Annotated in this window: 18 protein-coding genes; 8 read left to right on the top strand and 10 right to left on the bottom strand. The window is 62.2% G+C overall.

Annotation, left to right across the window (positions count from 1 at the left end; genetic code table 11):
* Nucleotides 1-56: 56 nt before the first annotated feature.
* Complete coding sequence (gene rplL / locus EOE18_RS12520) at nucleotides 57-434, top strand: 50S ribosomal protein L7/L12 (RefSeq protein ID WP_127710014.1); 378 nt, start codon at nucleotides 57-59, stop codon at nucleotides 432-434.
* Nucleotides 435-543: 109 nt separating this feature from the next.
* Here the strand turns inward: rplL and EOE18_RS12515 are convergent, their stop codons facing one another.
* On the bottom strand, nucleotides 544-1236 hold the full coding sequence (locus EOE18_RS12515; protein WP_127710012.1) for a pentapeptide repeat-containing protein: 693 nt from the start codon (nucleotides 1234-1236) through the stop codon (nucleotides 544-546).
* A 233-nt stretch (nucleotides 1237-1469) separates the two neighbouring features.
* Between EOE18_RS12515 and EOE18_RS12510 the strand changes: the two genes are divergently transcribed.
* Nucleotides 1470-2483, top strand: a complete 1014-nt coding sequence (locus EOE18_RS12510; protein WP_127710010.1) for a class 1 fructose-bisphosphatase — start codon at nucleotides 1470-1472, stop codon at nucleotides 2481-2483.
* Between the two features lie 33 nt (nucleotides 2484-2516).
* On the opposite strand, the gene EOE18_RS12505 is transcribed toward EOE18_RS12510, so the two are convergent.
* From EOE18_RS12505 to thrS, 5 genes are all read right to left on the bottom strand, one after another.
* Nucleotides 2517-3368: a sulfite exporter TauE/SafE family protein gene (locus EOE18_RS12505; RefSeq protein WP_127710008.1), complete on the bottom strand. Its 852-nt coding sequence runs from the start codon at nucleotides 3366-3368 to the stop codon at nucleotides 2517-2519.
* A 179-nt stretch (nucleotides 3369-3547) separates the two neighbouring features.
* Nucleotides 3548-3748: a hypothetical protein gene (locus EOE18_RS12500; RefSeq protein WP_127710080.1), complete on the bottom strand. Its 201-nt coding sequence runs from the start codon at nucleotides 3746-3748 to the stop codon at nucleotides 3548-3550.
* Between the two features lie 81 nt (nucleotides 3749-3829).
* Entirely contained in the window at nucleotides 3830-4804 is a 975-nt protein-coding gene (locus tag EOE18_RS12495; protein WP_127710006.1) for a sugar phosphate isomerase/epimerase family protein, read from the bottom strand.
* 139 nt (nucleotides 4805-4943) lie between these two features.
* Nucleotides 4944-6902 (bottom strand): acyltransferase family protein, encoded by a 1959-nt coding sequence (locus tag EOE18_RS12490; RefSeq protein ID WP_127710004.1) that lies wholly within the window; start codon nucleotides 6900-6902, stop codon nucleotides 4944-4946.
* Between the two features lie 381 nt (nucleotides 6903-7283).
* Entirely contained in the window at nucleotides 7284-9275 is a 1992-nt protein-coding gene (gene thrS / locus EOE18_RS12485) for a threonine--tRNA ligase (protein ID WP_127710002.1), read from the bottom strand.
* Between the two features lie 150 nt (nucleotides 9276-9425).
* Between thrS and EOE18_RS12480 the strand changes: the two genes are divergently transcribed.
* The 5 genes from EOE18_RS12480 (at nucleotide 9426) to EOE18_RS12460 (ending at nucleotide 16711) form a co-directional block, all read left to right on the top strand.
* On the top strand, nucleotides 9426-9866 hold the full coding sequence (locus EOE18_RS12480; protein ID WP_127710000.1) for a hypothetical protein: 441 nt from the start codon (nucleotides 9426-9428) through the stop codon (nucleotides 9864-9866).
* Nucleotides 9863-10054: a helix-turn-helix transcriptional regulator gene (locus tag EOE18_RS12475; protein ID WP_127709998.1), complete on the top strand. Its 192-nt coding sequence runs from the start codon at nucleotides 9863-9865 to the stop codon at nucleotides 10052-10054. The genes EOE18_RS12480 and EOE18_RS12475 overlap by 4 nt, the downstream gene beginning before the upstream one ends.
* 27 nt (nucleotides 10055-10081) lie before the next feature.
* Nucleotides 10082-10822, top strand: coding sequence for an alpha/beta hydrolase (locus tag EOE18_RS12470; protein ID WP_127709996.1), 741 nt, complete (start codon nucleotides 10082-10084; stop codon nucleotides 10820-10822).
* Between the two features lie 9 nt (nucleotides 10823-10831).
* Nucleotides 10832-11752, top strand: coding sequence for a tetratricopeptide repeat protein (locus EOE18_RS12465; protein ID WP_127709994.1), 921 nt, complete (start codon nucleotides 10832-10834; stop codon nucleotides 11750-11752).
* A 180-nt stretch (nucleotides 11753-11932) separates the two neighbouring features.
* Nucleotides 11933-16711 (top strand): NAD-glutamate dehydrogenase domain-containing protein, encoded by a 4779-nt coding sequence (locus tag EOE18_RS12460; protein ID WP_127709992.1) that lies wholly within the window; start codon nucleotides 11933-11935, stop codon nucleotides 16709-16711.
* Between the two features lie 56 nt (nucleotides 16712-16767).
* Here EOE18_RS12460 and queG read toward each other — a convergent pair whose 3' ends face one another.
* On the bottom strand, nucleotides 16768-17796 hold the full coding sequence (gene queG / locus EOE18_RS12455; RefSeq protein ID WP_127710078.1) for a tRNA epoxyqueuosine(34) reductase QueG: 1029 nt from the start codon (nucleotides 17794-17796) through the stop codon (nucleotides 16768-16770).
* Between the two features lie 169 nt (nucleotides 17797-17965).
* On the opposite strand from queG, the gene msrB reads away from it, so the two are divergent.
* On the top strand, nucleotides 17966-18391 hold the full coding sequence (msrB, locus tag EOE18_RS12450) for a peptide-methionine (R)-S-oxide reductase MsrB (protein WP_246027426.1): 426 nt from the start codon (nucleotides 17966-17968) through the stop codon (nucleotides 18389-18391).
* Here the strand turns inward: msrB and EOE18_RS12445 are convergent.
* From EOE18_RS12445 to EOE18_RS12435, 3 genes are read right to left on the bottom strand one after another with little or no spacing between them, the layout of a single operon-like run.
* Nucleotides 18378-20120, bottom strand: coding sequence for a hypothetical protein (locus EOE18_RS12445; RefSeq protein ID WP_127709988.1), 1743 nt, complete (start codon nucleotides 20118-20120; stop codon nucleotides 18378-18380). The genes msrB and EOE18_RS12445 overlap by 14 nt on opposite strands.
* Entirely contained in the window at nucleotides 20117-20488 is a 372-nt protein-coding gene (locus EOE18_RS12440; protein WP_127709986.1) for a GtrA family protein, read from the bottom strand. The genes EOE18_RS12445 and EOE18_RS12440 overlap by 4 nt, the downstream gene beginning before the upstream one ends.
* Nucleotides 20485-22059 (bottom strand): NAD(P)/FAD-dependent oxidoreductase, encoded by a 1575-nt coding sequence (locus EOE18_RS12435; RefSeq protein WP_127709984.1) that lies wholly within the window; start codon nucleotides 22057-22059, stop codon nucleotides 20485-20487. Before EOE18_RS12435 ends, EOE18_RS12440 begins: the two co-directional genes overlap by 4 nt.
* Nucleotides 22060-22091 lie beyond the last annotated feature (32 nt).

Below are 22091 nucleotides of genomic sequence, written 5' to 3'. Positions count from 1 at the left end.
GCCGCCAACCGCAATTTCGCAAGGCGCCCGTCAAAACCAAATTTGGAGTATAAATCATGGCTGATATCGCCAAGCTCGTTGAAGAACTGTCGGCTCTGACCGTCCTGGAAGCCGCTGACCTCGCCAAGGCTCTGGAAGAAGCATGGGGCGTGTCGGCTGCTGCCGCTGTTGCCGTTGCGGCTCCTGCTGCTGGCGGCGCTGCTGCTGAAGCCGCTGAAGAAAAGACCGAATTCGACGTGGTGCTGACCGGCGACGGTGGCAAGAAGATCCAGGTCATCAAGGAAGTGCGCGCCATCACCAACCTGGGCCTGACCGAAGCCAAGGCCCTGGTGGAAGCCGCTCCCAAGGCGATCAAGGAAGGCGTGTCGAAGGCTGAAGCCGAAGACATCAAGAAGAAGATCGAAGAAGCCGGCGGCACCGTCGAAATCAAGTAAGATTTCGCGAAGCTGCTGGTCGGATCTTTCCGACCGGTTTTCGAAGGAAAGGGCGAGGCTTCGGTCTCGCCCTTTTCTTTTGGCGTTTAGAGATTGGCGCCGCCGGCCCTTACCCCAGCTTGAAACCCAGTTCGGCCAGCAAACCGGCCGCCTGATCGCGCGAAATGGTGGCGCCGCGATAAAGGCTGGCATCCACCAGACGCAGGCCGCCCAGATCGGCCCCGCGCAAATCGGCCTTGTCAAAACGCGCGCCCATCAACATCGCATCGCGCAGGCTGCAAGCCTCGAACGCCGTCTCGCGGAAATCGGCCTTGCGCAGATCGGCCTGCGACATGTCCACCCGCCGCAAAGTCTGGCGGCGGAAGGAGAAGCCGGTCAACTTGGCCCCGCAGAGCAGGGTTTCCTCGAAATGTGTCTCCACCGTCTTGGCCTCGGTCAGGTCCGCGCCGGTCAGCTTGCAACCGGTGAAGGAAGCGCCGGACAGGCGGGCGCTGCGCAAAACCGCATTGTTGATGTCGCAGGATGTGAAAACCGCATCAGTCAAATCCGCACCCAGAAAGCTGGCCATGGCCCCACGACAGGACCGCCATTGCGTGCGCTCCAGCCTTGCCCCGCCCAGATCGGCGCGGCGCAGACAGCACCGTTCAAAGCGCCATCCGGCGAGATCGAGTCGCCCCAGTTCCAGTTCATCCAGATCGCATTCCACCAAAGCCACCGGCGTGCCTTCGCGCAGCAGGTCGGTGATCTGTTTCAGACTGATCGTTTCGCCAGTGATCTGACGGGCAAGGCTGTTTTGTTCCATGGGCCGAACCCTAACAACCCGCGCGCCCAAGGCAACCGACAGCCCCTGCGTCATCACCGGACAAAGCGTAAAATTCACGCAAGCGAATTCATCGCCCACGGGCCAACTAAGCTGTTGCAATGCAGCAACGCCTCTGCCATGCATACCTATGCAAGGCTTGAAAAAGCACTCTTTTGCAACCGCGTCCCACAGTCCGACCGACGGCAGCCAGCCCAAAGAGGAATGCGCTCAAGATGACCCAACGCCCGACCCTGACAAGGTTTCTGATCGAACAACAAAGGCAGGAAAACATCCTTCCGGCCGAATTGCGCCTGCTGATCGAAACGGTCGCCCGCGCCTGCAAGACCATCGGCCACGCCATTTCCAAAGGCGCGCTGGGCGAAGTGCTGGGCAGTCTGGGGCAAGAGAACGTGCAAGGCGAGGTCCAGAAAAAGCTGGACGTGATCGCCAATGAATTGCTGCTCGATGCCAATGAATGGGGCGGCCATCTGGCGGCCATGGCGTCGGAGGAAATGGAGACGATCCACCTCATCCCCAACCGTTACCCCAAGGGCGAATATCTGCTGCTGTTCGATCCGATCGACGGCTCCAGCAATATTGACGTTGGCCTGTCGGTGGGCACGATCTTCTCGGTCCTCAAAGCCCCGCCACAGGCAGAAGGCCGCGAGATCACCGAGGAAGACTTCCTCCAGCCCGGCGTGACGCAGGTGGCTGCTGGCTATGCCATGTATGGGCCGCAGACGCTGCTGGTGCTCACCCTTGGCACAGGCGTCTATGAATTTACGCTGGACCGCGAAGTGGGCGCATGGCGCATGACCGATGGCCCGTTGCAAATGCCGCAGGGTAACCGCGAATTTGCCATCAACATGGCGCGCCGTTGCCAATGGACGCCCGGCATCGCCCGCTATGTCGAGGAACGCATTGCTGGCAGCGACGGCCCGCTGGGCGAGGATTACAATATGCGCTGGACCGGATCGATGGTGGCCGATGTCCATCGCATCCTGAAACGCGGCGGCGTGTTCCTCTATCCCGCCGATGCGCGCAAGGCGGGCAAGGCGCGGCTACGTTTGATGTATGAAGCCAATCCGATGGCCATGCTGATCGAACAGGCGGGCGGCGCGGCCACCGATGCGCAAACCCGCATTCTGGACCTGCAACCCACCAGCCTGCACCAGCGGGTCGGCTTGGTTCTTGGCGACCGCGCCGAAGTGGCCGCCGTGGCCGAGGTAATGGAGCCCTGCGCCTAAACCGATAAGGCGGCAGGCTTCACCGCTTGCCGCCTACTTGGCCAAAGCGCTGGCCGTAGCGACAGGCTTGGGCTTTGCGCCTTCAGCCTTTTGCGTTTTGAGATAAAGCTGCCAAGCCGACACCACCAGCACCGCCGCCAGCAAGGGGCGCAGCACCTTGTCAGGCGCATGGGTGGACAGCAGGCTGCCAACGATCACACCGGGGATCGAGCCAACCAACAGATTGGCCAGCAGAACGCCATTCACATCCCCGATCATCCAATGGCCCAGCCCCGCCACCAAGGTCAGCGGCACGGCATGGGCGATATCGGACCCCACCACCTTCACCACCGGCAGGCGCGGATAGAGCATCAACAGCACGGTCACGCCAATCGCCCCCGCACCCACTGAGGACACGGTCACCGTCACCCCCATCACCGCGCCCAGCAGGATGGTGGCCGCCACCACTTTGGAACGGGGGCGCATGGGGTCAATCTCGCCGGCAAAGCGCAGCAGCGAATCGCGGAACAGCACCGTAACCGCCGTCAGGCCCAGCAGCACCGCCAGCGCCACCAGAATCACCTGCTGAGTCGCGGGATTGACCTTGCCGGTCTGCGCCAGCACCGCCAGCGTGATCAGGGCAGCGGGCACGCTGCCATAGGCCAGACGGCGCACGATTTTCCAGTCCACCGTCTCGCGCCAGCCATGCACGGCCGAACCGGTGGTCTTGGTGATCGAGGCGTAAAGCAGGTCCGTGCCAACCGCCGTTTGCGGATTGACACCAAACATCAAAACCAGCAGCGGCGTCATCAAAGACCCGCCGCCCACGCCGGTCAGGCCGACCAACAGGCCGACCAACAGGCCCGCAATGGCGTGCAGACCGTCAAAATGCTCGAAGAACTGCATTATTCCCCCGATCGCGCCTTGGCATGGCCAGATGCAGCCCTACCGCCCGCTGTGGTATCTTTTTATGGCGCGGGGCGCCAGACGGGGGAATATCTACCGATCAAGTTGAAATCTGTCCTCCAAGCCTTCGTTTGCACGGGCCAAGGAGAACTTGTGGGCGCCGCAAGCCCGCAGCAAGCCTATCGCTTGGGCGTCACCCAGACTTCGACCGGCGCGGCAAATTTGCCCGGTGCGGGCTTGCCCACATGGACGCGGTCGGCGGTCACCATCTCGCCACTGGCCAGATGGATCGAGACCCATGGCTTGGGCATGCGCTGGAAAGTCATTTTCTGGATGGGCTGGCCGGTGGCCGAATTCATGATCGTGGCGATGATACTCATGCCCGCCCGATAGAGGGGCGCGGCTTCACGCCACAAGCGGGGGCGGGGCACTTGCCAACAGTTTCCCCGCCCGCCTGAATTTTAACGGAAACCAAGCCCTTTAAGATAGGCCGCGCTCGACCGCACCGCCAGTTTCAGATCCTCCGCGCGGTCCTGCTCGACAAAGAAATGTTCCACGCCCGACTTTTCCGCCGCCGCGATAATCCCCTTCATATCGGCCGAACCATCGCCCAGATAGGTCAGATACTGGAACATCTCGATCCATTGATTCGACGTGCCACCATCGCCGGAAAAACGGTGATGGCCCTTCATGTCTTTGAGATGGACCATCTTGTAGCGGCCCTTGTAACGGGTCAGATAATCGACCGGATCCGCGCCGCCCGCCAAGGTCCAATAGGTGTCCAGTTCAAAGAACACATGCGCCGGATCGGTCGCGGACAGCAGCACATCGAGCGGCACCTGCCCATTGATCGCCGACAGGCCATAGCCGTGGTTGTGATAGGCAAAGCGCACGCCATGGCGCGTGGCATCGGCGCCGATCCGGTTGAGCAGATCGGCCGCCTTTTTATAATCATCAATCGTCTTGGGCAATTCAGCCGCCAGACTGGGCAGCGTCACATAGCTGGCCCCCAGCGCATGGGCTGCCTCGGCCAAAGCGCCCATGTTGGTTTGCAGCGTATAGAGGTCGGTATGCATCGAGCGGGCGCGCATGCCATGCTGCCGGAACAAGGCGCCAACCTGCGTGACGCTGCGGCCAAAGAAACCGCTACCCGAAAAGCCCAGCCCCGGCGTGACCGCTTTCCAACTGGCCTGATTGCGCTCGTCGCTGAAAGGATAGGGGCCATAGGTTTCCAGCTCGCGATAGCCAAGGCTGGCCAGCCAACCAATCGTCCCTTCAAAATCCTCGGCCAGCATTTTGGCCACCGACCACAGCTGGATACCGAAAGGCCGGACTTTGCCCGCCCCCTTTGCCCATGCAGCAGCACCGCCCGACAGCGCCCCACCGGCCAAAACCAATGCGCCCGCCTGCCCGATAAACCCACGACGATTGATCATATCTGCCTCTCCAGCCTGTTCTATGTAAACCATTCCATAGGTGCTGGCATGCAGGGCCGAGGTCAAGCGGGAATGCGGCAGGTACACGAAGGATCAAAAAGCAATATCGATCCTTGTCGTCCAATTTCAGCCCCGTCGATCAGGGGAAAGTGCCCCCGTCCTTCCACGCCTTGGCCACCAGAATCGCCCCACCGCTGGTAAGATGGCCATAATCAAATTGCACCGGCACCCGATCGGAGGTCAGGGTGGCGCATTGATCTCGAGGGCATAAGGCATCATAAGCCGATACATAGGATGCCCCCGCCGTCAACACGGCCGACTTTATCTGTTCATCGCGCTCCCTTGGCCCCAAAGCTCCCATAAAGGCGCGATCTCGTGCCACCAATTCGGGGGCGTTCTTCATTGCCGACTTGACCAACACCCGAGGCAGCGAGAAATTATATTCCACGCTCGGCCCCACATAATAAACTTTACCGGACAACCGACGCGCCAAGGCAACATAGCGGGGGATCTGGTCCTTCAGCTTAGGATTCCAGCGAAATGACAAGATGACACCATCGATGCGCTGATCAGGATGCCATTGCTTTTCAAAAAAGTCGAACAGTTCCCTGCAATTTCTGTCGACGCCATACACGTTCCACGAGCAACCAGCGACGGTCGCTTGCATGAAATGCTTGTCGGGAAATACCTGATTGAGGCCAGTCCATAAATCTGCGGCGTGACTATCACCAAAAATGACATAATTCGGCCGGTCAGGCTCAGGTTGTAAACAATGCGCCCGGTCGTAATCCTTCGCGAACTGTTCACGATAGGTGATAAAGCAGCGCCCGCGACGAAATTGCTCGGTATCATCATAGTCTAGATAGGATGCGATTCGGACTTGTTCAGGGGTCAAGCGGGACTCAGCGCCTTTGGTTAGCAGAACGGCGCCGGAAATTGCCGCCGTCACGGCCATTCCAGCGCAAGAAAACCGAAAGATTCCTCGCCGGTCTCCAGCCAATAGCTTGTTGCGGAACGGTGTTTCAACCCAGCGCCACAATAGGGTCGCCAGCGTAATTGACGAGATCAGCAAAATGCATTTATCCATCAAATTCAATGAATAATGCACCTGCATTCGATAAAAAACCACAATTGGCCAATGAATTATATAAAGAGAATAAGAAATCAGGCCAACAAACTGCACGGGAGCAACGGAGAGGGCGCGGGCGACCAAGGTAGGTGTCGTTTCGCGTAAACTGCCGCTCCATATGATCAACCCCGTACCAAGGCAGGGCAGAAGCGCCGTCACGCCTGGAAAGGGGGTATTGCGATCATACATCAACACACCAATAGCGATCAGAATAAAACCGGTGGCCGACGCCATTTCGCGCCAGATTCGGGCCGCTACCAGCGGAACAGCACCGACGGCTAATAACGAGCCAACCAGCAACTCCCACGCGCGCGCTGGAAGGAGATAGAAAGCGGCATCCTTATCATTAAGGACCTGCCATTGCGACAGAGCCAAAGACAAGATGGCCAAGAGCCATAGGATTAATGGCGTCGTCTTCCCGCAGCTCCGTTTCATCATTAAGAAAACTATCGGGAAAAATATGTAAAACTGCTCTTCAACAGCCAGTGACCACGTATGAAGAAGCGGAAGAGTTACGCTGAGATCGGAAAAATAGTCAGTCGTTAAATACAGGAATATATTTGAAACAAACATGGTCGAGAATATTGCCTGCTTACCCAGCAAAAAATATTCCGAAGGCATGAGAACCGCATAGCCGTAGAGAAGGCAAATCATGACCGTAGCAAAAAATGCCGGCATAATACGTCGAGCACGCCGCTCGTAAAAGCCGATGATGGAAACCGTTCCCGACCTGTCAATTTCTTTTTGAAGAATTCCAGTAATCAAGTACCCTGATATGACGTAGAAAATATCCACGCCAACAAAACCGCCACCGGTAGGACCAAAGGTAAAGTGGTTAAGCAAAACCGCCATCACCGCGACACACCGCAAACCATCAATATCCTTGCGATGCTCAATAGAAGACAGCGTTTTCGACATCACAGATTTGATAAAATCCACTGAAGCATGCCCCATCTTGCGATATTTCACAGACAGGCAGCACCCCCGCTCCCTGATTCCGGGGTATAGTAGCCGAGGCAGCCGCCTTCTGAAAAGCGCAATAATGGCATAAAGTCATGATTATGCTTGGCATTTTTAACACCAAGCACGCATACCATCACCGCATCTGCTTCGGACGAGGATCGAAAAAGTGGACACTGGATCGAATTACCAGCAGAGCGCCATCAGGGGGTACGAGCCAGCATAATCGACAATTCAGGGTGCCAGTGCCGCGCCAGCCAGTTCAACCTCACACTGAGCGGACCTGCGACGCGCATCCGGGACGAGGCTTTAAGAAAGCCGCAATAGGCCCAAACAAAACGGCGGCCTTTTATGCAAAGGCCGCCGCTTCCTGTTCGCGCGATAAAGATTTTAGCGCAGGTCAGGCGCCAGAGCCTCACCCTTCAGCAAAGCGATCGCCTCGGCCAAGGGCACAACCTTCTGCGCCTGTTCGCCCAGACGGCGGATCGCCACGGTACCTTCCTCGGCCTCGCGCTTGCCCACCACCAGCAGATAGGGGACCTTTTGCAGCGAGTGCTCGCGCACCTTGTAGTTGATCTTCTCGTTGCGGATGTCGGATTCCACACGGATGCCCGCGGCGCGCAATTGCGCCACGGCGTCATGGGCATAGTCATCGGCATCCGACACGATGGTGGCCACCACCGCCTGAACAGGGGCCAGCCATACCGGCAGCTTGCCCGCGAAATGCTCGATCAGAATGCCGATGAAACGTTCATAGGAACCCAGAATCGCACGGTGCAGCATCACGGGGCGGTGCTTCTCGCCATCCTCGGCAATATAGCTGGCGTCCAGACGTTCGGGCAGCACGCGGTCCGACTGGATCGTGCCGCATTGCCACGTCCGGCCAATCGCGTCGGTCAAATGCCATTCCAGCTTGGGAGCGTAAAACGCGCCTTCGCCCGGCAATTCTTCCCAGCCATATTCTTCCGTGGCCAAACCGGCATTGACCACCGCATTGCGCAGCTCCGTCTCGGCCAGATCCCACATTTCCTCGCTGCCGAAACGCTTTTCGGGGCGCAGCGCCAGCTTGATCTCATATTTGAAACCGAAATCCTTATACACGCGGTCGGCCAGCTCGCAGAAGGCCTTCACCTCCTCCACGATCTGGTCTTCGCGGCAGAAGATATGGCCATCGTCCTGCGTGAACTGGCGCACGCGCATGATGCCATGCAGCGCGCCATGCGGCTCGTTGCGGTGGCAACAGCCCATTTCGGCCAGACGCAGGGGCAGCTCGCGATAGGACTTGATGCCCTGACGGAAGATCAGCACATGCGCGGGGCAGTTCATCGGCTTCAAGGCCATCCACTCGGCATCATCGGATACCAGCGGGCCTTCTTCCTCGGTGTTGGGCGCCTCGTCGGGGATGACGAACATGTTTTCGCGATATTTGCCCCAGTGGCCGGACTGTTCCCACTGGCGGGCGTCCATCACCTGCGGCGTCTTCACTTCCTTGTACCCCGTGCCATCAATCGCACGACGCATATAGGCTTCCAGCTCGCGCCAGATCATATAGCCCTTGGGGTGCCAGAACACACTGCCATGGGCCTCGGCTTGCAGGTGGAACAGGTCCATTTCCTGACCCAGCTTGCGATGGTCGCGCTTGGCCGCTTCCTCAAGGCGCAGCATATGCGCGTCGAGTTGCTTCTTGTTCAGCCAGCCCGTGCCATAGATGCGGCTGAGCATCGCATTCTTCTGGTCGCCGCGCCAATAGGCACCCGACACGCGGGTCAGCTTGAAGGCATTGGGGTCCAGCTTGCCGGTGGAGGGCAGATGCGGCCCCTTGCACATATCCAGCCAGTCATCGCCCGACCAGTAAACCGTCAGCTCTTCATCCTCGGGCAATTCGGCGGCCCATTCGGCCTTGAACGATTCGCCCTGCTGCTTCCAGCGGCTGATCAGCTGTTCGCGGCTCCATACCTCGCGGCGCAGGGGCTTGTTGGCGGCGATGATCTTGCGCATCTCCGCCTCAATCGCGGGCAGGTCTTCGTCGGTAAACGGACGTTCCGCAGGCGCGAAATCGTAATAGAAGCCATCATCCGTGGCCGGACCAAAGGTGATCTGCGTGCCGGGGAACAAAGCCTGCACCGCCTCGGCCAGCACATGGGCAAAATCGTGCCGCGCCAGTTCCAGCGCGTCCTTTTCATCCTTGCCGGTCACCAGCGCCAGCGCCGCATCACCTGTGAAGGGGCGGGTGAGATCCACCAATTCGCCATCAATCCGCGCGGCAATCGCGGCCTTGGCGAGGCCAGGCCCAATCGCGGCGGCGACATCATAGGGGGTGGAGCCTTCCGCCATTTCACGGATGGAACCATCGGGCAGGGTGATCTTGAGCATGTTCGACATGGAGCCTGCCTTAGCGGGCCAAGGCGCAAGGCTCAACCTTGTAAAAGCAGGCCATGCGGCAGAGGGCAGAGCGAGATATGGAAAGGACGCTTGACAAATTCAACGCCATTGATGTAAAGCGAGCTTGTCATTCAGACAAAGGAGCTTTCCATGGCGCAACCCCATTCCCCCGCCATCCGTCGCTATGCCCGCCGCCTCACCCTGTTTATGGGCAGCTTTATGGTACTGATGCTGGCCATGGGCTGGCTGTTCCGCCATGCGCCCCCGCCCGCCCCTTGGAACATCGCGCTTGCCATTCTGCCCGCGCTGCCGGTGCTGGGGGTGGTGTGGACAGTGATGCGCCTGTTGGTGGAGGAGCAGGACGAGTTCTGGCGCATGTTGTTTGTGCGACAGGCCTTGATCGCCACCGGCTTCTGTCTGGGCGTCACCACCATCTGGGACTTTTTGCAGAATTTCGATGTCTTGCCCGCTGGGCATCACGGCTTTGGCGCGGCCTTTTTCTGGTTCATGGGGCTGGGCGTGGGCGCAATCTGGAACGGGTTTGAGCTTCGCCGCATGGAACAGAATGCCGCTGCGGATGAAGCGTCATGAACAACCGCCTGCGCGTGCTGCGCGCCGAAAAAGGCTGGAGCCAGCAGGATCTGGCCGACAGGCTGGAGGTTTCACGCCAGTCGGTCAATGCGATTGAAACCGGCAAATATGATCCATCCCTGCCACTGGCCTTCCGCCTTGCCGATGTGTTTGGCCTGCCGATCGAAAGCATTTTCCTGCGTGACTGACAGGAAACATCGCGCCAAAAGACAGCCATGACTGACGCCCAATTCCACGCGCTGCCCGATGGCCTGCGCCTTGCCTATCGCCACACGCCCCCCGCCACGGCCGACCGGCCCACGCTGGTGTTCCTCTCGGGCTATATGTCCGACATGCAAGGGTCCAAGGCGCTGGCGACCTATGACTGGGCCAAGGATCAAGGACTTGGCTGCCTCTGCCTTGATTATTCGGGCTGTGGCCGCTCGGACGGGGAATTTGCGCAAGGCAGCCTTTCCCGCTGGCGCGATGATACGCTGGCCTTGATCGAGGCGCTGACGCAAGGCCCGCTGGTGCTGGTGGGGTCCAGCATGGGGGGCTGGATCATGCTGCTGGTGGCGCTGGCCATACCGCAGCGTGTGCAGGCCATGGTCGGCATTGCCGCCGCGCCGGACTTTACCCAATGGGGCTTCCCCGATGATGCCAAGGCCCTGCTCTCCAGCGGCCTGACCCATTTCCGCCCCAATCCCTATGGGCCGGAACCCACGCCCACCTACGCCAAATTCTGGGCCGACGGGCAGAATGTCCGCCTACTCGAAGCGCCCATTGACCTCACCTGTCCCGTCCGCCTGTTGCATGGCATGGAGGATGATGTCGTCCCGCCACAGATCAGCCAGCGCCTGATGGCCATACTGCGTTCGGATGATGTTCAGACGATTCTGGTCAAAGCAGGCGATCACCGGCTCAGCCGCGAGAGCGATATTGCCTTGCTGCTGACCACTATCGGCTCGCTCGTCTAAAGGCCCCTCATGCCCCTTGCCCTTATCCTGCTCCCCCTTGTTGCCCAGGCCAGCGCGCTGGGCCAAGGCATTGCCGGTCTCAACCTGCCCCAATTGGACCGCCCCGCCAAAGCGCCCAATCCGCGCCGCCCCAAAGGGGTGATCTTTGACATTCCCACCCCGCCCAGCCGGTTGAAAGCCTGCCTTGACATGGTCGATGGCGATCCGGCCGAGGCGGCCAACACCGCCCGCGTCTGGCTGGAAGAAGCGGCGCATCCTACCCCCGCCGCCGGACCATCCGCCAGCGGCACGCCCACCGCCTCGGTTTCCGCCACAGCACAACCCCAGCTCTGCCTTGGCAGCGCGCTGGCCGCACAGGGCCAATGGGCCAAGGCCGAAGCCGCCTTCACCGCAGGGCGCGATGCGGCGGCCAGCGATATGGTGCTGCGTTCCCAACTGGCGGGCATGGCGGGCAATGCCGTGCTGGCCCAAGGGATCAGCGAGACCCATGCCCGCCGCGCGCTGGGCCTGCTCGACACCGCGCAAGGCGACGCGCTGGCCGCGGGCAAGACCACTTTGGCCGGTGGCATCGCGCTGGACCGGTCGCGGGCCTTGGTAGCCTTGAACCAGAGCACGGAGGCCGAAAAAGCCCTGTCCAGCGCCCGCACCTATCTGCCCGATGAGCCGCAGGTCTGGCTGCTGTCGGCCACCTTGTCCCGCCGGATGGGCAATTTGCCCAATGCGCAGGTGCAGATCGAAACCGCCGCCCGCCTTGCTCCGCAAGACCCCGAAATCGGCGTGGAGGCGGGCGTGATCGCCATCCTGTCGGGCCATGAGGATGCCGCGCGCAAAAGCTGGGAATCGGTGCTGAAGGCCGCGCCCGACACTCCCTTTGCCGATCGCGCCGCCGCCTATCTCGCGCAACTTTCACCAGTGTCAACAACACGGTGAATAACTCGTCACGCCCCCTGTCTACAAACGCAGGGGCATGGCATCACCAAGTGGTAAGAGTTGGAGAGTAAACACCCAATTCAGACGTCATGATAAAAAGGCCCCGGACAGCCGGGAATATCGTCCCGCGCTGGCTGCAACGGCCTGTTCCCGAACCCATCGGGAGGAGAGCGAGCGCATATGAGCAATCCAGCCGACACCGCCCCTGACATGCCCGAAGCCACCCCGCTGGAGGCAAGGCTGACCACCCAATTGGCCGAGGCGCAATTGCCCGGCGATGGCGAAATGCCGCCTGAACAATTGCTGGAAGCGGCGCGTTTCCTGCTGGCCACATCGCAAACCCGCGAAAGGGCCAAAACGGCCATGGCGCTGGAAACCGTGGCGGGGGAAACGGGGCGGATCATGCGCATCGCCATCGTCAACGAGGATATGCCCTTCCTCGTCGATTCGATCTGCACCACGATTTCGGCCCATGGGCTGGTGATCGACCGCCTGCTGCATCCGGTGGTGCGGGTTTTGCGCGATGGCAAGGGCAAGATCACCGACCTGCCCGATGACGAGGCGCCGGGCGTTCCGCGCGAATCGATGATCTATGTCGAAACCAGCCGCGCCGACGATCGCACCCGCAACGCGCTGTCGGCGGCTTTGGCGGTCACCTTGGGCGATGTCCGCGCCGCCGTGGCCGATTGGCCCGCGATGCAGCGCGCGATGGAGGAGGATGCCGCCACGCTCAACGCGATGGAGCGGCCCGAGGGCGCGGCTTTGCTGCGCTGGTTCAACGATGGCATGTTGACGCAATTGGGCCATGTGGTGCGCCGCCGCGACGGATCGCAGGCGCTGGCTCTGGGCATTTGCCGCAAGAGCACATGGGATGTGCTGTCGCCCGCCAGCTTTGCCCGCACCTTTGCCTGGTTTGACGATGCGCTGGCGCGTGGAGGGGCAGGACGGCTGCCGCTGATCCTCAAATCCAACCGCATCGCCCATGTCCATCGCCGCGTGCCGCTGGACCTGTTCATCATGCCGGTGGTCGAAGGCGGGCAAGTGGTGGCCCTGTCGATCCATGCCGGCGTCTGGACCAGCGCCTCGCTCGCCTCGCCGCCCACCCATGTGCCGGTGATGCGTTCGCAATTGGCGCAATTGATGGACAAGTTTGAATTCACGCCCCAAGGCCATGCGGGCAAGGTGCTGACCCATGCGCTGACCAGCCTGCCGCATGACCAGTTGATCGCCTTTGCCGATGCCGATCTGGAACGCGTGGCGCTGACCATGATGAGCCTGATCGACCGTCCGCGCCCCAAATTGGCGGTGGTGGCCGCCCCGCTCGACCGGCATGTTTTCGCCTTTGTCTGGCTGCCGCGCGATGCGGTGGCGACCGAGGTGCGCATGGCCATTTCCGACATGCTGACCAGCGCGGCAGGGGCCGAGATCATCGACTGGAGCCTTGAGCTGGAAGGCTCCAATCTGGCCCAGCTGCGCTTCCTTTTGGCCATGCCCGATACGGGCGGGCCGGATGCGGGCACCACCGAGCGCGCCACGCTGCCCGACGAGGCCGCGCTGGATGCTGCCTTGCGCGCCATGCTGCGCGGATGGGGCGATGCGGTGGAGGCGGAAATTGCCGCCCATGAGGACCCCGCCGATGCCGCCGCCATGGCCGCGCGCTATGCCGAGGCCTTCCCGATCCCCTATCGCAACCTTTACGGCCCTGCCGAGGCGGCGATCGACATTGCCCGCCTGCGCCGCATGGCGCAAACGCCCGATGATCCGCTCCACCGCCGCACCGTGCGCCTCTATCGTCTGGAAGGCGATGTGGCGGGCCGCCTGCGCCTGAAACTTTATCAACAGGAAGGCGCGCTGGAACTGTCCGATGTCGTGCCCGCGCTGGAAAATTTCGGCTTCCGCGTGATCGACACCATCCCCACCCCGCTCACCAGCGTGAACGAGGATGGCATGCCCGAAAGCCTAGGCTCGATCCATGATATCGTGCTGGCGCTGCCTGCGGGGCAAAGCCTGCCCAGCGTGCTCAACCATGCGCCGATTATCGAGGATGCGCTGACCGCCATGCTCAATGGCGCGGGCGAGAATGATGCTTTCAACCGGCTGATCGTGGAAGTGGGCCTGTCCGCCCGTGAAGCCAATTGGCTGCGCGCGCTCTATCGCTATCTGCGCCAGACCGGCCTTGGCTTTGGCATAGACACCGCGGTGGATGCGCTGCGCGGGGCCAGTTTCGTCACGCTGGGTCTGGTCGATCTGCTGCGCGCGCGCCATCAACCGGGCATCGACAAGCGCGAGGCGGTGGAGGCCGAGGCCGAAAGCGTGATCCGCAATGGCCTGTCCAATGTGTCGGGCATCAATGATGACCGCCTGCTGCGCGCCTTCCGCGCCGCTGTGCTGGCCATTTTGCGCACCAATGCCTTTGTGCCTGCGGGGCAAGAGGCACTGGCCTTCAAATTCGATTCCGCTCTGGTACCCGGCTTGCCCAAGCCGCTGCCATGGCGCGAAATCTTCGTCTATTCGCGGCGGGTAGAAGGCATCCATCTGCGCAGCGGCCCTGTGGCGCGCGGCGGCCTGCGCTGGTCCGACCGACGCGACGATTTCCGCACCGAAGTGTTGGGCCTGATGAAGGCGCAGCGCGTGAAGAATGCCGTCATCGTGCCCACCGGCGCGAAGGGCGGCTTCTATCCCAAGCAATTGCCCGATCCGGCCAAGAACCGCGAGGCATGGGCCGCCGAGGGCCGCGCCTCCTATCAGGTGTTCATCCGCGCCCTGCTCTCGCTGACCGACAATATTGTCGATAATGCCGTGGCCCATCCCGAAGGCATGGTGATCCGCGATGGCGAAGACCCCTATTTCGTGGTCGCCGCCGACAAGGGCACGGCAACCTTCTCCGACACGGCCAACGCGCTGGCGGAGGAAAAGCTGTTCTGGCTCGATGATGCTTTCGCCAGCGGCGGGTCGAAAGGCTATGACCACAAGGCGATGGGCATTACCGCGAAAGGCGCGTGGATCTCGGTCCAGCGCCATTTCCGCGAACTGGGCATCGACGTACAGAGCGATCCCGTGCGCGTGGTGGGCGTGGGCGATATGTCGGGCGATGTGTTCGGCAATGGCATGCTCTTGTCCAAGTCGATCCTGCTTCAAGCCGCGTTTGACCATCGCCATATTTTCATCGACCCCACCCCCGATGCGGCCAAGGCTTGGGAAGAGCGCAACCGCCTGTTCGCCCTCCCGCGATCGAGCTGGGATGATTATGACAAGAGCCTGATTTCGGCAGGCGGCGGCGTGTTCCCCCGCACGCAAAAATCGATCCCCCTCTCGCCCGAGGCGCAAAGCATACTAGGGCTGGAAGTCGACACGATCGACCCCGACAGTCTGATGACCGCCATCCTCAAGGCTCCGGCGGACCTGCTGTGGTTTGGCGGGATCGGCACCTATATCAAGGCACCCGAAGAGGCCCATGCGCAGGTGGGCGATCCGGCCAATGATGCCATCCGCATCAACGGCCGCGATGTGCGCGCCCGCGTGATTGGCGAAGGGGCCAATCTGGGCTGCACACAGGCGGGGCGTATCGATTACGCGCTGCATGGCACGCAAGGGGTTGGCGGGCGCGGCAACACCGACTTTATCGACAATTCGGCGGGCGTCGATTGTTCGGACAAGGAGGTGAATATCAAGATCGCGCTGGCCAGCGCCAAGCGCGCGGGCCGTCTGGACGAAGATGGCCGCGTGGCTTTGCTTGTCGCCATGACCGATGATGTCTCGGCGCTGGTGCTGGAGGATAACCGGTTGCAGGCTTTGGGCCTGTCGATTGCCGAAAATGGCGGGGCGGCAGCGGTGCCCGGCTATGTGCGGCTGATCGAGGTGCTGGAGGAAGGCGGCCATCTGGACCGCCGCACCGAAGGGCTGGCCGATGCCGATGCCTTCCTGCGCCGCGCCGCCGAAGGGGCAGGCTTTACCCGCCCCGAATTGGCGGTGCTGCTCTCCAGCGCGAAGCTGGTGGTGCAAGACGCGCTGGAACATTCCACGGTGGTCGATGATGCAGGGCTGGAGGATGATCTGATCGCCTCCTTCCCCACCGCCATGCGCGAGACCTATCGCGAGGACATTCTCAACCACCGTCTGCGCCGTGAAATTCTGGCCACCCGCCTTGCCAACCGGTTGGTGAACCGCATGGGCTTTGTCCATCCGTTTGAACTGGCCGAGGAAGAGGGCGTGGGGCTGGCCGAAGTGACGGCAGCCTTCCTTGCGGCGGAAAAGCTGTTTGACCTTGGCCCGATCTGGGCCGCCATCGAACAGGCCGAGATGAGCGAGGCTGCACGCATCCTGTTGTTTGATCGCCTCGCCCAGGCGCTGCGCGGCCATATGGCCGACCTGTTGCGCGGCGGAGTGGCGCTAACCTCGCCCACGCAAATGGCGGAGCAATTGGCCCCTGCGGTGGCGCAATTGGCGGGCGCGCTGGACCACCTGTTGATGGCCGAATCGCAAGGGCCCACCGCCCGCCTGCGTTCGGACCTGACCATTATGGGCGCCAGTGCAGAGGAAAGCGAAAGCGTGCTGCGCCTGTTCGATCTGGACGGGGCGGTGGGTCTGGCCGCGCTGGCGCATAGCAGCGGGGCGGACCCTCTGGCGCTGGCCAAGGCCTTTACCGCATTGGGCGCGGCACTGGGGCTGGATTGGGCGCAAGGCGTGGCGGCAAGACTGGCCCCGTCCGACCCGTGGGAACGCCTGTTGGTCGGTGGTCTGGCGCGCGATTTCCAGCAGATGCGACTGGATGCCCTGCGCCGGATGTCGCAGCAACAGGCCGGCGATCCGCAAAGCGCGGCGCAAGGCTGGCTGGAGGCGCAAGCCTCTGGTGTGGCGCGGCTGCGCGGCATGATCGAAAGGGCAAAACGTGTTGCCCCCACCACCCCTGCCATGCTGGCGCAAATCGCGGGTCAGGCTCGCGGGCTTCTGGCGCGCTAGGTCAGCGGGGGTCTAGGAACGGGCGCGGGGGTTCAGTCCCCCGCGTCCGACTGGCTTTAGCGCAGGCGGGCCAAAGCCCATGCCGCCGCATCGGCCACCGCCTCGTCGGGGTCATCGATTAACGCGGTAATGCAAGGCACCAACCCCCTGTCGCCGCTATTGCCCGCCGCATAAAGGCAATTGCGGACGAACCGGTCCCGCCCGATCCGTTTGATGGGCGAACCGGAAAAGAGCTGTCGGAAACCGGCATCATCCAGCGCCAGCAATTCGGCCAAGCGCGGCGCCACCAATTCAGCCCGAGGCAGAAAGGCGCGCATACGGGCGCTGGTCTGCGCAAATTTGTTCCATGGGCACACGGCAAGGCAATCATCGCAGCCATAGATGCGATTGCCCAAGGCCACGCGGAACTCCTCCGGCACTGGCCCCTTATGCTCGATGGTCAGATAGGACACGCAGCGCCTCGCATCCAATTGATAGGGCGCAGGGAAAGCCTGTGTCGGGCAGGCATCCTGACAGGCCGAACAGGAGCCGCAGCGGTTGCGCCCTTGCTGATCCGGCGCGAAAGGCAAGGTGGTGTAAATCGCGCCAAGGAACAGCCATGAGCCATGCTCGCGGCTGACCATATTGGTATGTTTGCCCTGCCATCCCAAACCGGCGGCGGCGGACAAAGGCTTTTCCATCACGGGGGCGGTGTCCACAAACACTTTAACCCCCGCCTCGCCCAATTTGCGCTTGGCCACTTGCTCCACCAGCCAGCGGGCCAAGGCTTTGAGCGCCTTTTTCACCACATCATGATAATCCGCGCCTTGGGCATAGACCGAAATGCGGGCGCGGTCGGGATGATCGGCCAACACCAAAGGATCCTGCGCCGGAGCATAGCTCATGCCCAGCGCGATCACGCTGGCGGCTTCGGGCCACAGGCCTTGGGGTGAACGACGATGGTGCAGGCGGTCGGCCATCCAGCCCATCGCGCCATGGTTGCCCCCCGAAAGCCAGTCCTCCAGCCGCGCCGCGCGCAAGGCATCCTCCTCCGCCCCCGCCACGCCCATGGCCACAAAGCCCAAGGCACGGGCCTGCACCTCCATATCGGCGCGCAGACGGGCAAGATCGGCAGATGTGGGCAAGAGGGGGCTTTCTGTTGGGGGGGGGAACCTTTGGCCCCTTGCCATAGAAAGCGCCTTGCGGTCCACTGGGGCGAACCCATCCGGAGAATCGCCCATGCGTTTCCATAGACGCCAGATCTTGTCCGGCCTGATGGCCAGCGCGCTGATGCCCTCGCCCGCCATGGCCGCCTTCCCATTGACCTTGCCCGATGCGGAATGGCGCAAAAGGCTAAGCCCCCAGCAATATGCCGTGCTGCGCGGCAAACAGACCGAATATCCCTATACCTCGCCTTTGCTCAAAGAGCATCGCAAGGGGGTGTTTGCCTGCGCCGCCGATGGGCTGCCCCTGTTTGACGCCGCCACCAAATTTGACAGCGGCACGGGCTGGCCCAGTTTCTGGCGCCCGCTACCCAATGCGGTGGGCACCAGCACCGATCACGAATTGGGCTATGCCCGTACCGAAGTGCATTGCGCGCGTTGCGGCGGCCATCTGGGCCATGTGTTTGACGATGGCCCGCGCCCCACCGGCCTGCGCTATTGCATGAATGGCGTGGCCTTGCGCTTTATTCCGGCTTAACGCGCCACACGCTTAGGCCCTCGCCCGACACGCTGGGTAATGGTTCCAACCATGCAGGAGCGCGGCCAGAGATCAGACTCTGCGCCAAGCCACCCGCAGCATAATTCTGCGCCGTGGCCAGAGCGGGGCACAGCGCCACATAGGTCACGCCATAGGCGCGCATCACCTGCCGCGCCTGATCGGGCGGGCTGATAAAGGCCAGCAGATTGTCATGAATCGCCTGCGCCCCGCGATGGTGGCCGGTGGCCATCACGCTATGATGTGTGGCCAACAACAGATCCGGCCCCAGATCCAGCGGCGCCAGCACCACACCGCGCTTTTGCTGCGCCAGAATAGCCGCCCCCTGCGCCACGCGGCAATCGGCCACGCTGCGCGCCAAAACCGGCGCGGCGGAAAGTTTTTGCGCGGGCAACAGACCATAAAGCGCAATAGGCGCCGAAGGCATTAAGGCCAGCACCAGCCCCAACCCGCGCGCCAGCCTTTGCAACAGCGGCCCCTTGCGCAATCCGGCCAGCCCCTGCTGCACCATCCACGCCAGCGGCACCGCAGCATAGGCCCCCGCCACCGCCCCTGCCCGCGCCAGAGCCAGCGCGATCACCAAGGCCCCGCCCAGCAGCAGCGCATATTCGCGCCACCACACCAGTTCCTCCCCCTGTGACACCCGCATCAGGCCGAAACAGGCCAGCAGACCCGCCAAAGGCGGCACGGCAATTTGCAGCGCCGTGGTCCAGTCCTGCTTCCAGATCGGCAGACCTTCAGGCACGCCTTCATACCACATCTGCCGCACCAAAGGGTCGAGCATGTTGAAACTGCCCGCACGGCATTGCGGCGCCACGCCCAAATAAAGCGCCAGCATCGCCCCGCCCAGCAGGGCAAAACCCGCGATCAGAGCAAACCCACGCCAACCCATCCGCGCCATCAGCCACAGACCCGCCGCGCCACAAGCAAAAACCGCCAGATGCACCGGCGCAATCGCATCGCAATGCTGCGCAACATCGCCCCATCGTATCGCTACAAAACAGGCCACCGACACCACCGCCAGCGCAGCCGCAAAATGCACCAGCCACAATCTCGTCTCGCCCCCGCGCAGCCAGCGCCACGCGCCAAGCGCACCAAACAAAGCCGTCAGCGGCAGGCCTTCCACGCTGATCGCCAGACCCAGCGCCATCGCTCCGCCCGACAACCAGCCCCCCGCACGGGCATGGCGCGTCATCAAACCATTCATCGCCAGCACGGCGGCCACAATCTGCCAGCCATGGTGGTCAATCCGCAAAGGACGGACCTGCATCACCACCGGCACCGACATGGCCAGCACCAAGGCGCAAAGCGTAGAAGCCTCCGCCCCCAGCCTTTCCCAAGCCACCCGCGCCAGCAGCAGCAGGATGATCGCCAAGGTCAGCATGGGCACGATCAGCATGGCCGCGCTTTCCGCCACAGCAGCGCCGAACATCGGGCGCAAAGCCAGCACCACACCCGCCAAGGGCAGATCCACCAACCGCGACCAATGCATCGCCACCCCGCCATGCATGGGGTCGATCCGGTGCTGGGTGACATCATACCAGCCCTGCCCGCCCAGCCAATCGCGCAATTCGACCAAACGCAAAGCATCATCGGGATCGGGCAAGCGCCATGCCGCAATCGCCCCTGCATGGGTCAGCAGCAGCAAAACCGCCACCATGGCAAAGGCCAGCAGATAGCGGCGCAGGAAATCGCCCAGATCGCCTCTCATGCGGGCTGCCCGAAAACGATACTGCGGCGTAAGATATACGTGGCCGCAAAACTGCCCACCACCGCCACCGCCTTGGCGATGGCCACATCCACCCCCGCCGCGCCCAGCATCGACACCAGCGCAGTAGTGATCCCCAAGCCCGCCAGAGCGCTGCCCAGAAACAAGGCCTTCTGCCGCCAACGCGCCGCACCTGTCGCGCTGGCGAAAACAAAACGGGCCGACAGCAGCCAATGCAAACCTACGCCCGCCAGATAGGCCAGCGCCGCCGCAGCCCCGCGCGCCATGCCCAGCCCCAGCAACAGCGCCAGACAAGCGCTATCCCCCGCCAGCGCCAGCGCGCTCACGCCCAGATAGCGCGGAAAGATCACGCCGCGACCCGCTCCGGCACCGCCCGCAAAGAGCCCAGCGCCGCCGCGCGGTCCGCGCTGATCACGCCGTGCTGCGCACCTTCCGCGCCCGCCTCGTGATATTCGGCATCCTCGTTCACGGCCCAGATATCGTAGATTTTGGCGCCCGCGATAATGTTCTCAACGCTCAGCATGGCGGTCATCATCGCATGGTCCTGATTGTTATAGCGGTGCATGCCATTGCGCCCCACCATATGCAGGCTGGGATAGGCCGCCTCCAATTCGGCCCGCAGCGTGGCAACGTGTTTGGCATAGGTTTCGTCATAGACCGGATAGGCCTTTTCCTGACGCACCACCGCCCCGCCGATCACCTCTTCGGGCTGCGCCAGCCCCAATTGCGCCAGCTCGCGCGTCGCCAGTGCGATCAATTCCACATCGCTGCTGGACCACAAGCCATCGCCTTCGAAGCAGAAATATTCCAGCCCCACGCAGGCCACATCGGCCTCGGGCACCATTTCGGGCGACCAAGAGCGGAAATTCTGGATGCGGCCCACCTGCACCTTGTCATCATGGATATAGATCCAATTGTCGGGGAAAAGGTCGGCTTTCCGGATTTTCAGCGCCACGGTCAGGAAATCCCGATAGCGCAGGCCCAAAGCGGCGGGCAGGCTGGCGGGCAAGGGATGCAGGCGCTTGGCCAGTTCCTGCAAGGGCGCGCTGGAGATGACATGGGCAGCATGGATCACCGCCTCGCCATCTGCATGGCTGGCGCTCATCCGCCATTGGCCATCGGCGCTCTGGCTCAATTGCTTCAGGGCGTGGCCCATCAACAGCTGCCCGCGCCCGCTGGCGATAATCTTGTCCCGCGCGGCTTCCCACATCATGCCGGGGCCAAGGCGAGGGTAGCGGAAGCTCTCCAGCAAGGTCTTGGTGGCCATGCCATCATTGGGCTTGCGGTTGAGGCCAAGGCTGCGCTTCACCCCGTCCAGCACCGCCTTGCCAAGGCTGAGCCCCTTGATGCGTTGCGCGGCCCAATCGGCGCTCATGCTGTGGCAGGACATGCCCCAGACCTTCTCGGTATAGGTCTTGAAAAAGATGCGATAAAGCCGCTCGCCAAACTGGTTGATGGTCCAATCCTCGAAGGATCGCACCTGCGCGCGCGGGCGCCACTTGGCCAGCGCGAAACTGGCCATGCAGAGCGTGGAGCGCCACAGGCCCAGATTGCGCAAAGCCTCAAAGGCGCGCAGGGGATAGGCGTAAAATTTTCCCTCGTAATGGATGCGGCTCATGCGCGGGCGCTGGATGAAATCATCCGGCAGGATCTCGTTCCACAGATCGACCACGGCTTGCGATTTGGAGAAAAAGCGGTGGCCGCCAATGTCGAAGCGATAGCCTTCATGCTCCACCGTGCGGCTGATCCCGCCGACATAGCGCTCGTCCTGTTCGATGATCGCCACGCTGTAACCCGCCTTGGTCAACAGATAGCCTGCGGTCAGCCCCGCAGGCCCCGCGCCGATGATCGCCACATCCACATGCGGGCCATGATGGCCTTGCAAAGCCGTGGGGAGAAAGGTGGTGGCCTGCGCCGTCATCGAGTCCATTCCTGCTAAACTTGCTTGGCGCC

Origin of the sequence: Novosphingobium umbonatum (assembly GCF_004005905.1) — a bacterium.
GTDB classification, from domain to species: Bacteria; Pseudomonadota; Alphaproteobacteria; order Sphingomonadales; family Sphingomonadaceae; genus Novosphingobium; species Novosphingobium umbonatum.
Note: the sequence above shows the minus strand (reverse complement) of the source record. Positions and strands in the feature narration are given on the sequence as shown.